Genomic DNA, 15405 nt, shown 5'->3' with positions numbered 1-15405 from the left:
TTACTCAACTGGGTGCAACTGCCCCTGCACCTTTAGTAATTATCACAAACACTTACTTTATTTCTGTACGCTGTTCAAATAGCCCCATACGTACTCAGCAGTTTCGATAAATACCAAACGGAATGGTTCCAGATTTAAACAGAATATTTCGTGACCATATCGACACAGGCCGCGTGCGCCAGTGAGTAAATATCTAAATTAAAGATCAAAAGCACGTAAAAAGCATAAATTATAGGTTTTTATATCTACAAAAAACCACAACAGCAAAAATTTTTACTAATAGCAATACAGGATCAAAATATGAGGATAATTACCTAGTCAACAGTCACCTATAGAAAAGCTCACGGCAGTTTCCATCGACTAAGTGAGAAAAAGTTCCCAACCTAACCAGGAACCACAACTGATAAATACAGCTTTTCACAATTCCTGAATCTTTTGTCAGTGACTTTTCTCTCAAAATAAAAGTACTTCTGGCCCATAGTATTTCCCTTACTCCATGGCGACACTTTAGATCGGCAATATCAGCAGTAATAAGCCGCAACTAGCAGTCATTTATCCTTTGGCTAGCACCCCGTGCCCCAAACAGGAAAGAGCTTAGATTAGTTCAACAAAGGGAGATCTTTGTGAAGCCTTACCCTATCCTTTTTTCATCCACAATTCTGTTGTTAGGTACTATTAGCCACGCGGACACAAGTATTACCACTGTAGAGCAATACGGCGATGGCAATCTGGCAACTGCCGATCAAGCTGACCCAACCATTGAAAATAACTTAATAGAACAAAGGCAAGCGGGTAGTTCCAATTCTGCCGAAGCGATGCAATCTGTGAATTCATCCTTGGGCTACATACTTCAAATGCAAACTGGAGACAGTAATAGCGCCATCGCCAGTCAAGAAGAAAGCACTTCAACCACGGTGCAAGTTGTGCAGTTGGGTGATAATCAGACCGCACTCAGTACCCAGATACTTACCACTACGACTAATGGGGAAATCTATCAGGAGGGGCTATTGAATGACGGTGAACTCTTCCAAAGTGACTCCACTGGCAATACAGGCTACTTGTTCCAATCTGGACAAAGTAATATGGGGTTTGTCCGCGCCACGAGTGGTGATTTCCACTCAGGCTCACTTCTCCAAACAGGAACGCTGAATGATGGTGTCCTAATTCAATTACGCGGTACCTTCTATACCTCTACCGTGACACAAAACGGAACAGGAAATGAGGCGACCAGCTTGCAGAACTTTGGCGAGTCCCTTACTAGTGAAGTCACCCAATTAGGTGATAGCAACAATGCCACTCTCTGGCAAATATTCAATGAAAACAGCTACGCCCAAACAAGTCAGATCGGGTCAGACAATATCTCTTCCTCTCGACAAGAAGGTGAACTCATGAGCATCACCACCACACAGGAAGGTATGTTTAATGAGGCTTTTGCATTTCAGGAGGGCACTTCGAGTTTCGCCTTATCTCAACAAAATGGGCTGGATAATTTTATTGATATTTCACAGAGTGAAGTCAATGGAAATATCTCAGCCAGTCAAGTGGGCAATGGCAATATTGGGATGATATCCCAATAATAGAGATTACGATTTTTAATCGAAAGTTTTGATTGAACTGGGCTTAGGGAGCCTCTGAATAACTCCGTGATACCTCTGCAAGCCCCGAAGGGCGGGCCTTGAAGGCCACAGCTGCTGCGTTGCAGCTCTTACAAAGGACTAGAGCCATTCGCGGCGAGCTGCGCCTAACATCTGCAGCCTTCAAGACCCGCAGAGGCATTACGGCGTTATTCAGAGGCTCCTTAGGAACCGTCCAATCGATAATTGCCCGTTAGCAACTGGCCAGCGGGCAATTGTTAAACTCTTGCTTAAGGTGCAAAGACCCTAAGACGTCCCTCACGCTTCTCCTCGCTAAAGTCACAGCTGGTCAATCTAAACATCAACACATACTCAGAAAGGCAGCGAGTATCGTGAATATCCCCTGGTAAGAACGCACTACAGTCACCGGGCGTCATCTGATAACAGCCCCGGCTCACCAGTTGTTCACCATCGTCTTGATTAAGTAAACCATAGGTAGACATCTCCACTTCACCATGTTGCACCGCGTAAAATACCCAGCCATTGCCATGATTATGTGGTGGACGATAGAGCCCACGAGGCTCCACATGAGCCAGCAAGATAAAACCCTTACCTTCATCCCGGTATAACTCTACACTGGGTTCTTGGCGACTGTGTAGATCAGCCAACCATGCCTCATTAGAATTTGATGCCGCCAATTTTCCCAGGGCTTCTCGACATCTCACAATTGATGAAGTATCAAGTCCCTGCCAATTCGCTTTAAGTGCTTCAACGCACTGTCTCAAAGAATTCGTCACTGATTGGTCCTCCTAGAGCTCTCTCGATATCTTGTTGAAAATTACTGCGAATCCACAAATTTAAGATACAACTTGAAGCCAGCTTTAAGTCAACCAGATCTGTGCCTGTATTTTTAGCTATTTAAGTCGTGGGTGAAGTGTAAAGGCGTTGGCCTGGAAAATAGGAATAAATCAGGAAATAGAGATGGGTATTAATAGCTCCAGCAGCTATAAATACCCGCGAGTGCTCACTAAAACGAAGCACTCGCTAATGGGTTTACTTTATAGCTCTGGAGGTAATCGTTAATTTTGCGCTCGGGAAGCAAGCTTGCTGGCAAGAATAGACACGATCTGTATTGTTAATGCGGTTAACAAGAACACTGATGCCAGGCGATAAACGGCATTGAGACCATCCGCTATCTGCGACGGACTCATGTCTTGCAGGGGCTGGCTGGGTACAAGCCCTACAAAAATCACACTCATCACAGAAGCTCCAGTCAATAAACCCAATCCTCGTGAAAGGCTGAGAAACCCGGAAATACGCCCACGAACTTCGGCCCGGGCGCTATTCATGGTCATGGTATTAACTGTCGAAAGGTAGGTTCCGTAACCCATTGCCATAGTGACGGAAAAAACCAGATAGCCTACCAAGCCCTGCTCCACCCTGAGCAGTCCCATTCCCATGGCTCCACAAAGTAAAATTAACAGACCCAGTAATACGATACCTCGACTATTGAATCGATCCACGGCTCGACCGGCAAGATTTGAACAAGCAGCCACCATAAATGATCCGGTTGTCATCACCAGCCCTGCGATAAAAAGGTCCAGATCCAGTGCCAGGGTCAAATAAAAAGGCCCTACAATCAGGCTACTCATTACCGATGAAGCCACCAAAAAGTTTCCAGCCACATTCGCCAAGAATGTCTGCTTTCCAGAAGACTCCGTAAATCCTTCACGCAGGGGTTGTACTTTCTGCCTGACATAAAACAACCCCACACCAAATATCACCGATAGAGCAATAGCAATTCCATTAACTGCGGAATATCCCTCTCCCAATGGCTTAATCGCCAGGGTATAAAAAACAATGTTAAAGAACAGGAATGCTGCAGCCAGGTAGCGTTTGAGTCGACTTCTGCCATCAACAACTTCGCCGACTATGTTTTCCGGTAGAGTTCGATATGCGAGGAAAAACACCCCCAATCCCACCGGCACTACCAACCAAAAGATAGCCTGCCAATTCAGGTTTTCGACAATCAAGCCGCCCACGATAGGGCCCATACCAGTCCCAACCGCAGACAGGCTACCCAACAATCCAATTATCTTTCCCGTTTCACTTTTATCGAAAACGTCGCTGGCAATAGCCATAGACACAGCCACGAACATCGCCGCACCGACCCCTTGTATTGCGCGGAAAAAAACCAGAGTCCAAACATTAAAAGACAGCGCGCAAAGTAATGTCGATAAGGTGAATATCAATCCGCCGCTTAGAAACAATTTTCTGCGACCCAGCTTATCACTGAGACTGCCGGCAATAGGCAGAGTCGCAGTCATACACATCATGTAGGCCACGGTAATCCACTGAGTATTACTGAAGGAAGCCCCCAAGCTTTCGATTAATACAGGCAGCGCCATATTAATTGCGCTGACTCCCAAGGCTGCGAGCAAGGTCGCCAAACACAAGGTGACCAGGACTCCTCTTTTGGAAACCTGAGCAGCCTCTTGGGAAATTGGGTCTTCGGAATAACTTTTCGCGGTGTGCATAAGCTGAACTTTGACTTGCCAGTAATGACGCGTGAAACTAGCATACAACTTCAAGTGAGCTTGAGGTCAATAAGCGATGAATAACAGGGAAGAACTGGATATACGCGAAGTCTCCAAACTGTCGGGACTCCCCTCTTCCACACTTCGGTATTATGAGGAAAAAGGCCTGATAAAGTCATGTGGTCGTCGGGGAATTACCCGAATTTTTAAAGCCACAGTGATAGAACAGCTGTCCCTTATCTCCCTTGGCCGCTACGCCAGTTTTTCCCTGGATGAAATTGGCGAGATGTTTTCCTCTAATGGCAACCCCGCTATCGACAGGGAGCAGCTCCTCGCCAGGGCCGACGACCTGGAAAAGAATATCCGCCGACTCGAAGCTATGCGCGATGGGCTACGCCATGTGGCCAACTGTCCCGAAGTCAATCAGCTGGAGTGCCCCAACTTCCAAAACCTGATCAGGAAAGCTACCAAGTTACAGCATAAGGAAGACAGGAAACAGAAGCGACGCTGACAGAATAGCAGCGAATAAAGTCAGGAGACACTAAACTCTGTCATCATTCCCGAGTCCTCGTGCTCCAAAACATGGCAGTGCGCCATATAGGGCATATCCGGCATCGCCGGCAGCGGGAAGCGAACAAATATTTCCGCTTTGCCGCCATCGGATATGGGCATCGTATCTTTCCAGCCACGCATATAGAGAGGCGGTTCTGCATTATTGTATTTCGTGACTCGGAACTGGCAGCCATGGATATGTACCGGGTGTAGCATTCGGTCCTGTCCTTCAGAGATCTCCCAGCGCAGATCCTTATTCCTCGCGACCTTAAACCCGGGCTCGGTAAATGCGAAGGAAACCCCATTAATCGCATTCGCAGTTAATTGCTCTTTTAACGGCAATGCCGGCCCCTCAGTAATTAGCTTCAATACTTTGGCCACCACATCGGGGTTGGTCGTACCTGCGGCAACCATCTGCGGCAGCCCCGTTGCACCGATCACAGCTTGCGCCTGCTTCTGTCGATTCATTTGCATCACCAGCTTCTGACTGATTGGTGGCAGGTTTTGGGGAATTGTCGGCAGGGATACCAGGCGCTCCGGCAATTTTCCTTTCCCCTCAGATGTTCCAGGCACCACACTGAGAAAACTGTGGGCCTGATCAAATGGCGGCAGGTGCATTATTGGCTGGGGCACTGGCAGTGTTTGGAAGTCGAAAGGCTTGCCATCGCGGGTATCGATCATTACTTCGTAGCGCTCTCCCGCAGCAATAGGTAGTACGTCCACTTTCACTGGTTCCGAGAGAAAACCGCCATCGCTGGCGATCACGTAGAGCGGTCGCTTGTCACTGGTGGCAAGCCGATAGTTGCGTCCGTTGGAGCCATCCAAAATACGAAAGCGCACCCAGCCTTTAGGTGGCCTGACCACCGGATTAATAACGCCATTAACCAGAAGTCGATCCCCACAATAGCCCGCCGCAACCGTCACTTCGTTAAAGCGATGGAAGAACTGACCATCATCGGTGAAGCGGCGATCCTGAATCACTAGCGGAATGTCATCCACACCCCACCGCGAAGGTATCGGCAGTGCATCGCCTTCTTCATCGTCGATAATAATCAATCCCGCCAAGCCTTTGAGTACCAACTCGGCGGTTGTCGGGTAGAGGTGGGGATGAAACCATAAGGTGGCGGCGGGCTGGATTATGTTCCAATCTACGGTCCAGGTTTCTCCAGGCTTCAATGGCATATAGGGGCCACCATCGGCATTGCCGGGTACGATCAGTCCATGCCAATGCGCAGTTACATTTTGCGGCAGATGATTGACCACGCTGACGGTTACTTTCTCGCCCTTGCGCACCCGTATCGCCGGACCTAAAAACGGACCATTGAACCCATAAGTACGCGTAGTCACCCCCGGTAGGAAAGACTGCTTGCCCGGGCGCGCTGCCAATTTAATCCGGCCTTGCCTATCTGCACGCAACTCCGGGGGAATCGGTAAAGCCTGACGGCGGCCCTTCTGTGCCTGGGCAGCTTTGGAAGTCGACACCCCTGTTAGTAAGGCCGCCCCCAATGCGCCAGTGGCAAAACAAAATTTCCGTCGCGACAATTGAGCCATGGGTCCACCTCCCTATGCGCCATAGCTCCAAGTGTCTAGGGCACTGGTCATTTTTATCCCCAGAAATCTTAGACGGCTTATTCCAATGGCCCAGTAGTATATTGCGACAACTGTACACTCAATACAGAGTGGTACCATAGTGCACAACTCCATGATCCACAGTCCTTGTGTTCTAAGCGAACTCGGTTAACCTTGCCCACGAAAAGTTAGTAGCGAAAATAAGAAGAGTAATCCCTATGCCGTTTCTTATTCTATCCATCCTTATTCAGGCAGCTTTTGTAATTCACGTGCTCAAAACCGGGCGCAACACCACTTGGATTTGGGTTCTGGTGATGCTGCCCATGGCCGGAGTTATTGCTTACCTGGTCCTGGAAATCCTGCCGGAAGTAAACCAATCACGCAGTGCCAAAAATGCGCGCAGGACGGTGCGGGAAACTCTAAATCCCAATCGGGATATCCACCAGGCTGCACAAGAATTGTCCCGCTCCAATAATGTGGAAAACTCTATGCGCATGGCCGATGAATGCGTGAAGCGTGGCCTTTATCATGAAGCAAAAACTCTCTATGAAAAGTGCCTCCAGGGGGTTCATCAGGATGACCCTGAGCTGATGTTTGGGTTGGCACGCTGTCAGTTTGCTCTCAATCTGTTTGAACTAACCAAGGAAACACTGGACCAATTAATCGAAAAAAACCCCGATTTTAAAAATCAGGATGCTCACTTACTTTACGCTCGTACACTAGCGGCATTGAAGCAAGTAAAAGAGGCCTACCACGAGTATGAAACGTTGTACCAATACTACAGCGGACCAGAAGCGACTTTTTACTTTGCCTTATTCTTAAAAGATCAATCCCAGGCGGAAAAGGCCAATGTCTTGTTCAATGAAATCCTTGATAAATCCAAAACACTGGGCAAGCACTACAAAGCGACTCATAAGCAGCTGTTAAAGCAGGCAAAACTGGAAGTATCCTGAACCAATCGCAACATTCGGCTCAATGGAAAAAAAAGGCTCCCAATATGATTTTGGCGGTAGATGTAGATTACCGGGACCCCGGAGCAATGGTAGCCGGGGTCGGCTTTGAGAATTGGTCAGCTCCTGAGCCCGAGCAACTCTATCTCAGTAAAATAGAGAGTACCTTGGCCTATGAGCCCGGTGCTTTCTACAAGCGAGAACTCCCCTGTATCCTCACCCTAATCGAGGAGCACAAGATAGAAGCAGAACTGATTGTTATCGATGGTTATGTATTTCTCGGAGGGGAACAAAAACCGGGACTGGGTGCCCATCTCTATTCTGCTCTCCAGCAGGAAGTTCCCATCATCGGTGTCGCCAAGAAACCATTTAAGGACACCCCTGTTGAGGCGGAGCTGCTGCGGGGAAAAAGTATAAAACCGCTGTATATCAGCAGCCTCGGTCTCCCTTTGCTGGAAGCCAAAAAATTGGTGAAAAAGATGCATGGAGACCACCGTATCCCCACTTTATTGAAACGCGTGGACCGCGAGTGTCGAAAGTCCCCACGATAATTCCCGAGAGAATGAAAGGCAATTATCGCCGCCATTTCCCAGTCACATCCCTGGGACTTTCTTCCTACATTTTCAATACTTATTTCTCATATCCTACCCCTTCGATGCCAGCAATAATTTTTCTATTCGGCGGGAAATAGCTACTGAAAGTAAAAGCTACCTGGCATCCGTTTATCCTATAGGGATAATTTGGCGCTTAGATAGACGGCTAGAAGTAGCTAAGATCCCATACTGATGTATTCGGCTCGTAGTTTTTGATGTCCACTTGTGAAGCGCGAGTGGACGATATTCATTAGCAGCCCCGAATGGGCTCCTTGGAAGTTTTGTAGTAAAGGAGTTACTCATGAAGTTATGCGCCAGTATTGCGACACTCGCACTGGTTGCCTTTAGCGGCAATGCGCTGGGCACCAACTCTACTGACTTGGAACAAATCGGTTCAGGTAACTCAGCAAATTCCGATCAAACTGAAGCAGGTTTCGGCAATACTATTATCAAACGCCAAATAGGTGATACTAATACTGCTACCGCCACTCAAAGTGGCGGTGTTATTAACAGTAGTATTCAGAGTTCCCAGATCGGCAGTCAAAATGAGACCACGATATCTCAATCCGGTGGTGCTTCTCTAAGCGCAACCAATACACAAATCGGATCGCAAAATACTTCCGAGATCACCCAAGAACTCTCTCTCGACAGCCAGGTATCTATTCTGCAACTCGGTACCTCCAATGCTTCCACTATCGAACAGCGCTTTGGCAGCGGTAATACCATTACCAATATCCAGGATGGAGACAGTCACTTTTTTATTGGTCGCCAGGAAGCCAGTGCTAACGGCAGCATTTTTGTATTCCAGGACGGCGAAAGGCAAAGTGCCGTGGTAGACGAAACCGCAGGCAATATAGGCAGTTCCGTTTTAATCTTTCAGTTTGATCGGGACGACTTCGCCACCGCCAGCCTGGTTGCCACAATCGATGGCACCTTGGACATACTGCAGGATGGCAGCGATATCTATGGCGGGCTCGCACAATTTGCCAGTGTCAGCAGCAGTATGACCTTACGGCAAACAAACAATCGCCACTTCGCGTTTGCAACCCAAGTAGACAGTCTGTTCAATGACCTTCTGATTATCCAAAGGCTCGGCGATGCCAATATCACCTCGATTACCCAAACCGGTGCCTTTAATACCCTTGAGCTGCGCCAAAATGGTGGGGGCAACAACGCGGCTTTAGAACAATCCGCACTGAGTAGCAGTATCGATATACACCAGACCGGTACCACCAACCAGATCACTGGTTCCCAGCTGGGTGCCGAATTCAACTCCATGAACAGCGAACAGTTCCTGATTGATAATGTGGTTGTTATTAATCAAGGCGGCTTCCTGATCAGCGCGACCAATGAACAAACCGGGTTGCAGAATGTTGCCAATATCGAGCAGGCAGGAACAGAGGTAGATATATTCACCCGTCAATTGGGTTTTGATAACCGGGCAACGTTCGAACAAGCTGGTGAGTCTCTTTCAATAAGTTCCCGACAATTTGGCGATAGTAATAACATCACCATCACCCAGAGTGGTGACTCCAACTCAGCCTTTAGCCTGCAAATTGGTAACAATCACACCAAGGAAATTACTCAGACAGGTTCTAATGGCCGCGCTTTTAACTTCCAGATCGGCGGCGAGAGTAATACCGGCGTAATCATCCAGTAATTTCAGCCAAAATTCAGAAGCCCCCGGTAATACACTGCGGGGCTTTCGATTGCGAAATCTACAGGAAAAAGAAGAAGGGAAAAGTCGTTGTGCAGCCCCGCGAGAGCGGGGAACAACTAGGATGCACTCCGACAACTTCTCCATCGTCGGTTTATCCCCGAGCATTCAGGGAACACCTTGCGCAAAGCACTAAGGCTATGCCTTATCCGGTTTACCCCTGTACAAACAGGGAACAGTCGCGCAAAAGGAGCGCGATCATAGCACACCCCCATTGCATCCCCGAGCTTTCGGGGAAACATTTTCAGAACTAATGTCCGTTCGCTATCGGCTACGGTCCAGCCCCGCCCAGCGGGGGAACAAACTCAGGTGTCGGCACAACCCAACCCCACACTCGGTTTACCCCCGCAGCAGCGGGGAATAGCCCGAATCATTACCGTGCAGCTTTGACGATTTTCCACGGTTTAACCCCGCCTGGGCGGGGAACAGCCTCAGTTAAGATCGCCTTATTGCGCAATTACCGGTGCAACTCCGCTTATGCGGAGAACCTATTCGGAAAGGAGTGTATAACAGGATACCCTCCGGTTTAGCCCCGTATATACGGGGAACAGTATGACGCTGGCTTGACCATCATCCCACCGGTCGATTTATCTCCGCTGATGCGGGGAACTTTCTAAATATGCCTATTTGCTATCCGCTAAAGTCTTAGTATCGTTGCCGATACTATTGAATCCCAGCCCTCGCTCTTCAAACACTTCCAGCTGTATAACAACTCTAATTATCCCAATCAGATTCGGCGGATTAACATCAATCCACAACCAAATGCTTTGGCCGGCCCCATACCCGCAAAAATATTTTTTATAAATAATTCGGGTTCAGTAACCAAAAGCTCTCCCCGGTAATCCACAGAACTGAAACCAGCACCGCGCTGCTTTTTATGTAACAAATTCCAACGATACCCATTGCAGTGAAGCTTTGGTGGGTAAATATCAAATCCGAGGCGCGTCCCCCGGTGAATTAACCAGCTGCGGGCGGCAGTCTGGCTGACATCCTGTAACCGGGTTTCAATCTGCCCCTGGTCAAACTGCTCCGGCTTTTCCTGCACCAAGCTCTGCTTCAGCTGCCCTTTGCCACCTTCAACAGGTAAACCATGCAATTCGCACTGCTCCCTCAACCAATGGTATTGAGCATCCATCAGCACATCGTGCCGCTTGCCGCGCTTTTGCCCTTCAGTTTTACGAGCAACTGTAGGGTTCGCCCGCAGGCGGAAGGCCAGCCGATCGCCGGGGTTTAAGCGGGGCTCAAAGATTTTAGTCTCTACCAAAAATATCGGATTGTCCTGCGCAGGCCGGACTTTAGACAGCAGGTAATACACCGGTAGATTGCGTTTGCTAAGCAGCTGTTCCCGCGAGGATTCCTCACGAAATAAAAAGCGCTCATCACCCTCAAAAAGATCCCACAAGATTTGATGGATACCGTAGCTGTTTTCGCTGAGCAACCGCGCCAGCTGCTTCTGCTCCGCCAGCGAGGGAGATAGTTGAACTCTGGATAAATACATAGCCGCTCCCTTATGACTGCCAGAGATTTTCAATACGCGGCTGGAACTGCCAGCGCTTGCGAGATAGGGGCTGATCGAGACGGCTAAGCCGCTGTACAGATCCTGCTGAAAACACTCCATCTTCCGCAGAGAAATCATCCAAGCTACCCTCCCAGTAGTAACGACAACTCTCTTCAGTGGGCAACCAGCGCTCCTGCCGGGCCCATTCCGGTTGGTAATCCAGCAACTCCGGGGATTCATAATGATCCAGGGCGCTGCGGAAATTATCCGCACCAATCACCCGTGCGGCAGTGGGGGCTGAAAGGGGAAATGCCTTGCGCCCCAGGTAGAGGTGATACTTTGGCCGGGCCAGGGCTTCACACAGCTCCGCCAGAGTCCAGTTAGCCTCTTCACAGGATCTCAGGGCCACTATCGCCTGCGCATCCACCAGATACTCCCTGCGGGATAACAGGGTTCCCAGACGCGCTCTCCCTACAACCAGCTCATCCCGGCGCGTATGGTAGCGGCGCTTGCCGGCGGAATCTGGGACCTGTACCGTGTGGAAATCCTTCAGCAAAGTACCGACATTCAGCACCTTTACCGCCTGGCGATATTGCCGGGCCAGGTTCTGATGTAAATCCTCTCGCTCCCGGGGTATCCCCAGTGCCGCACCAAATAGTCCCGCAATAGCGGATTTACCCGGATAGTGTGCGCTGTGGCGGGATTCCCCCACAGCCACTTCCCCCCAGGAAGCCATGGCACCGTAAAGACGAAATACTAGGTATTCCATAGCGCCACCTATTCGCTGACAAAGGCCAAAAGTTCCTCGATATTACCTTCGCCAGTTACGGCATTGAGAACATAGCGGCTATCAGCACAATCCCCGTACACCTTATCGAAACTCTGCAATTGCTTTTGCAGTGCATCAATAGCGTCATGGGCGTAATCCTCGCTATAGCGATCAACCGGCTTCAGGTAGGCCGCAGAGAGAGAGCGCGGTTGCTGGTCACCGGCTTCGGCCACGACATATGAGGCATAGGCACGGCTGGCATAGCTGTTTTGTTTACCGCTGGGAGAAACTTTAAGGATTGTCTCAGTCAGCGCAGCTACAGCTCGATCGGCCAGGGGTTTATTCCCGCCCAGGTTTTCAATGAGCAGCTCTTTGTTAATGCAGATATAAGAATAAAATAATCCCGCAGCAAAACCCGCCTCCCCCAAGTGAGCAGCACCGGCATCCTCGCTGCGATCATTCAGGTCGTCTACCGCAGTAAAATAATCATCTTCAATCACTACAGAGTGAGCCGAGAGTGCATGGGCCACTTGGCACGCCGCTTCAACGTTATAGGTGGGCTTGGAAGCGAGCATACGGCCAAACAAGGCGATATCCACTGCCATGTTTTCCTTGCGCAATAAATCCAACTCTGTCTTCTCCGGCTCCCGCCCCTCTTCTGCCAAGGTTTTCAGTAGTGCATTGATCCCGTTTTGCTCGGCACTACTGAGGTGAACCAACTGCTCGATTTCCAAATCGGCCAGAGGGTTATCTTTTTCCGGCTTTTTTAACTTACCGAATTGCTCGGCAATTTTCTGTGCCCACAATTTGGCCTTTTTTTCAGAGACACCCAGATCCAATAAAGTCTCATAGGCCAGTACCCCCTGACGCTTGGTTCTGGTGCCAATGAGGCTATCCCCCTGCTCCGTAGCCAATACCTGCTGGAACAACTCTGACGTTCGCCAGTGACGCTTAAGGCTCTGGGAAGAGATTCGCAGGCGATCACAACCTCCCATCTTCGCTGTTTTTGGCCGCCCCAAGTCATCCCGGTTCAGGTTCGCAGGGGGATAGGCGGTCAATACATGCAATTGAATAAAGCGGCTCATAAATCTCTCCTTGTTGCGACCGTCAGGCCATCACATTACTTCGATTCATTTCTCAGGTATCTGATCAACAGTCACTGTCAATCGGTCTGGCTTTGCTCTGTGCTTAGTGCTTAGTGCTTAGTGCTTAGTGTTGTTATGGGAATAGCATTTAAAATATTTTTAGGCCCCTAAGACCCCTTTAATTTGGAATTCTCTAAATACTTCTCAGTCTGGTAATACGGCGTAGTAATCAGTTGCCCAACGCACAGCCAGGCGTTCCTGTGGATGTCTTGCGGGAATTGTGCGCATTTCTCTTTGCCAGTGCAGCAAATCATTGGCAAGAGAAGCTATATTGGCTCTGCCATCCAGCAGGGCCAGGGCCCGTACTATGCGGCGATAAAACTCGGCCGTATCGCGACTTTTTTGCAACTGAAAAAAGCGCAGCTCACTTAAAGGGGGGCGCCCGCCCCTCTCCCGGGGCATAGCCAGGGATCGGGCAAAGCTGACATCCATAGCCTCGCTGCTATCAATATCAATTGTTTTGCTCGTGTTATCAGCTTTTACGTGTGCAATTACTGTGGCTACCAGAGCCGCATCTTCGATACGAATTTGCTCATCTTTCTGCCAGCGCTCGGGCATATCCTTTAAAAAACGGATAAAGGCGGGAGTAGGCATTACATCCATAGGCTCTACCGCACGGCGCAAACGCGCTCGGTCGGCCCGGCCAGCTTTGTCATTGAGCCAGCGGTGCCACTCGCGCAGTCGGCTCACATCTGTATCGCTAAGATATTGATATCCGGCCATCACAATTCCTCCTGTTGTTGCTCAACTTTGGCTGTATTATCCAGAGTCTTTAAACTTGCCAGACTGGCGAGCTTATTCCTTAAAAGACGTCGCGCCCGAGTCACTCGCTGCAATTTCAGGTCTTCCGCAGAGCCCTCCATTGACCAATGGTCAAACTGCGCCAAGGCCGTTTTTTTCAATATGTGTGCCCAGGCAATAGCCACCGGTGCAGGTGTAAATTGGGATTTCTTGGATTCGAGGGATAATTGCTTGAGCGAGTGATAAAACTGGCTTTCCGTCGCCTGCCAAAACGCCTGATCGACAAATGAAAAATCCCCTTTAGCCTCATTAGGGTTATTAAACCAGGCAGCCTTGACCCTAAAGCGCAGCTCTTTCAAAGTATCTTTTGCAGCCGTTAAAAGCTGCCCTGCCAGCTGAATAAATAGCGACCGGTACTCGGGGGAAATAGGCAGTACTGGCATTTCCTGTTCATACCAGCAACGCGCTTTCATATTGTCCATGTCATAGCCAAATCCCCACAGACGCACATCGACATTCGAATCCAGTTCTTCGAGAATTTCCGCATATTCCTCATGGAAGAAGCGCACCGCCCGGCTCGCTTCATCGCCATGTGAATGGTCATTCCACATAAGCCCCAACCAATGCCGATAACCGAGGCCACTCTGTTGACCTTTCAAACTCAAGGGTGGGGCTTTTTTCTTGGGATCACGTCGATAGGGCGTCAGGGGATGAATCCAGGGACCCTCGTAATTAATGCCATAATTCTTAGTGGTATATTCCCGAATTAACTGATTCGTCTGCTCTCCACAAAGATCGCAGTAACCCTTGCCTTCTCTCGGGATATAGAAACGTATCCTGCGCGGCATACCCCAGTACATTTGCAGGGGATGGGTATCATTGGGAGACGTAGAGGAACCTTGTTTGTCAGAGAGGCGGGAGGGAGCGAGCCAGGGAAAGATACAACTATCAGAACTTTCAGACCTCGCCCCAAACTCCTTTTGTGGCAAGATATTGAGCCACAATTTCTGCCAAAGGTTGGCATCTTCTGCCTCTGGAATTATCAATGTGGTCAAAGGGCCACCACCACGCAAACTGGTTCTATGCCCCACTCCTCCGGAGGGGGCGTTAATTTGCAAGGTAAACAAGGCACTAGCGGCACAGCTGGGACATACACCCTGCACCCTACCGCCCTTAATAAATAGATCCTGATTATCTCTACAGGTTTTACTGCCCGGCGCCTCAATCAGTAGGGCAGCAATCGACTTTGATTCCCCCACACTCAATTCCAAGTCCTGCATAAATGCAGGCCCGGACTCTTGAAACAATTCAAAATTGGGAGCGTAGTTTTGCAGCCGTGATTTCAGTGTTTCCTCAGTAGGCGCCTTTTTCCAGTAGACTCCCCAATCATCGACACTTTCAGGTGCAAAAGCTGTTTGCAACAGGCCAATTAAAAACTGGAACAGCGCCCCGCGAAAATCCGGTCGTACCGTGCAAATATCTACGACAGGATTATCCACCTCGACAATTTGCCAAGGAGCAATTCTTTCCTGCTTACCGCATCGCCGGATAATTGGCAGCCAGGAATCTTCAACCAAATTCACCACGATCCTCCCTGATCCAGTCTCCGCCCTCTTACTCTGCTATAGCCATGCTTTTTTTAAGAGCTAGAGGGAACAGTTACACTCAGAGCAGTGCGAGCGCCTCTGCCTCATTTTTGAGTGCTCAATCTCTCAGCGTCACTGCCGGGACACTAATTCCATTACCTTATGCCACTCTGA

The 15405-nt window shown here is 49.3% G+C and carries 13 protein-coding genes; 5 read left to right on the top strand and 8 right to left on the bottom strand.

The features are described 5' to 3' along the window. Window positions 1-623: 623 nt before the first annotated feature. The gene (locus ACJJIW_RS10440; RefSeq protein ID WP_444937283.1) at window positions 624-1577 is read left to right on the top strand and encodes a hypothetical protein; all 954 of its coding nucleotides are present in this window, start codon (window positions 624-626) and stop codon (window positions 1575-1577) included. Window positions 1578-1864: 287 nt separating this feature from the next. On the opposite strand, the gene ACJJIW_RS10435 is transcribed toward ACJJIW_RS10440, so the two are convergent. After that, window positions 1865-2371: a hypothetical protein gene (locus ACJJIW_RS10435; protein ID WP_444937282.1), complete on the bottom strand. Its 507-nt coding sequence runs from the start codon at window positions 2369-2371 to the stop codon at window positions 1865-1867. A gap of 282 nt (window positions 2372-2653) precedes the next feature. Continuing rightward, complete coding sequence (locus ACJJIW_RS10430; protein ID WP_444937360.1) at window positions 2654-4159, bottom strand: MFS transporter; 1506 nt, start codon at window positions 4157-4159, stop codon at window positions 2654-2656. Between the two features lie 28 nt (window positions 4160-4187). Between ACJJIW_RS10430 and ACJJIW_RS10425 the strand changes: the two genes are divergently transcribed. Then, window positions 4188-4622 (top strand): helix-turn-helix domain-containing protein, encoded by a 435-nt coding sequence (locus tag ACJJIW_RS10425; protein ID WP_444937281.1) that lies wholly within the window; start codon window positions 4188-4190, stop codon window positions 4620-4622. Window positions 4623-4642: 20 nt separating this feature from the next. Here ACJJIW_RS10425 and cueO read toward each other — a convergent pair whose 3' ends face one another. After that, the gene (gene cueO / locus ACJJIW_RS10420) at window positions 4643-6214 is read right to left on the bottom strand and encodes a multicopper oxidase CueO (RefSeq protein ID WP_444937280.1); all 1572 of its coding nucleotides are present in this window, start codon (window positions 6212-6214) and stop codon (window positions 4643-4645) included. A 236-nt stretch (window positions 6215-6450) separates the two neighbouring features. Between cueO and ACJJIW_RS10415 the strand changes: the two genes are divergently transcribed. The 3 genes from ACJJIW_RS10415 (at window position 6451) to ACJJIW_RS10405 (ending at window position 9435) form a co-directional block, all read left to right on the top strand. Further along, window positions 6451-7185 carry a tetratricopeptide repeat protein gene (locus ACJJIW_RS10415; RefSeq protein ID WP_444911462.1) on the top strand — a complete coding sequence of 245 codons (735 nt, stop codon included), beginning with the start codon at window positions 6451-6453 and terminating at the stop codon, window positions 7183-7185. Continuing rightward, the gene (locus ACJJIW_RS10410; RefSeq protein WP_444937359.1) at window positions 7179-7733 is read left to right on the top strand and encodes an endonuclease V; all 555 of its coding nucleotides are present in this window, start codon (window positions 7179-7181) and stop codon (window positions 7731-7733) included. Before ACJJIW_RS10415 ends, ACJJIW_RS10410 begins: the two co-directional genes overlap by 7 nt. A 343-nt stretch (window positions 7734-8076) precedes the next feature. After that, the gene (locus ACJJIW_RS10405) at window positions 8077-9435 is read left to right on the top strand and encodes a hypothetical protein (protein WP_444937279.1); all 1359 of its coding nucleotides are present in this window, start codon (window positions 8077-8079) and stop codon (window positions 9433-9435) included. A gap of 784 nt (window positions 9436-10219) precedes the next feature. On the opposite strand, the gene cas6e is transcribed toward ACJJIW_RS10405, so the two are convergent. The 5 genes from cas6e to casA form a co-directional block, all read right to left on the bottom strand. Further along, complete coding sequence (cas6e, locus tag ACJJIW_RS10400) at window positions 10220-10990, bottom strand: type I-E CRISPR-associated protein Cas6/Cse3/CasE (protein ID WP_444937278.1); 771 nt, start codon at window positions 10988-10990, stop codon at window positions 10220-10222. 10 nt (window positions 10991-11000) lie between these two features. Further along, window positions 11001-11759 (bottom strand): type I-E CRISPR-associated protein Cas5/CasD, encoded by a 759-nt coding sequence (gene cas5e / locus ACJJIW_RS10395; protein ID WP_444937277.1) that lies wholly within the window; start codon window positions 11757-11759, stop codon window positions 11001-11003. An 8-nt stretch (window positions 11760-11767) separates the two neighbouring features. Beyond that, the gene (gene cas7e / locus ACJJIW_RS10390; RefSeq protein WP_444937276.1) at window positions 11768-12844 is read right to left on the bottom strand and encodes a type I-E CRISPR-associated protein Cas7/Cse4/CasC; all 1077 of its coding nucleotides are present in this window, start codon (window positions 12842-12844) and stop codon (window positions 11768-11770) included. Window positions 12845-13048: 204 nt separating this feature from the next. Next, entirely contained in the window at window positions 13049-13627 is a 579-nt protein-coding gene (casB, locus tag ACJJIW_RS10385; RefSeq protein ID WP_413663214.1) for a type I-E CRISPR-associated protein Cse2/CasB, read from the bottom strand. Then, window positions 13627-15228 carry a type I-E CRISPR-associated protein Cse1/CasA gene (gene casA, locus ACJJIW_RS10380; RefSeq protein ID WP_444937275.1) on the bottom strand — a complete coding sequence of 534 codons (1602 nt, stop codon included), beginning with the start codon at window positions 15226-15228 and terminating at the stop codon, window positions 13627-13629. Before casA ends, casB begins: the two co-directional genes overlap by 1 nt. Between the last annotated feature and the right edge of the window lie 177 nt (window positions 15229-15405).

The sequence above is a fragment of the Microbulbifer maximicatervae (SeqCode) genome, assembly GCF_052467815.1.
The sequence above is the reverse complement of the archived record's forward strand: the minus strand, read 5'-3'. Positions and strand labels throughout refer to the sequence as shown.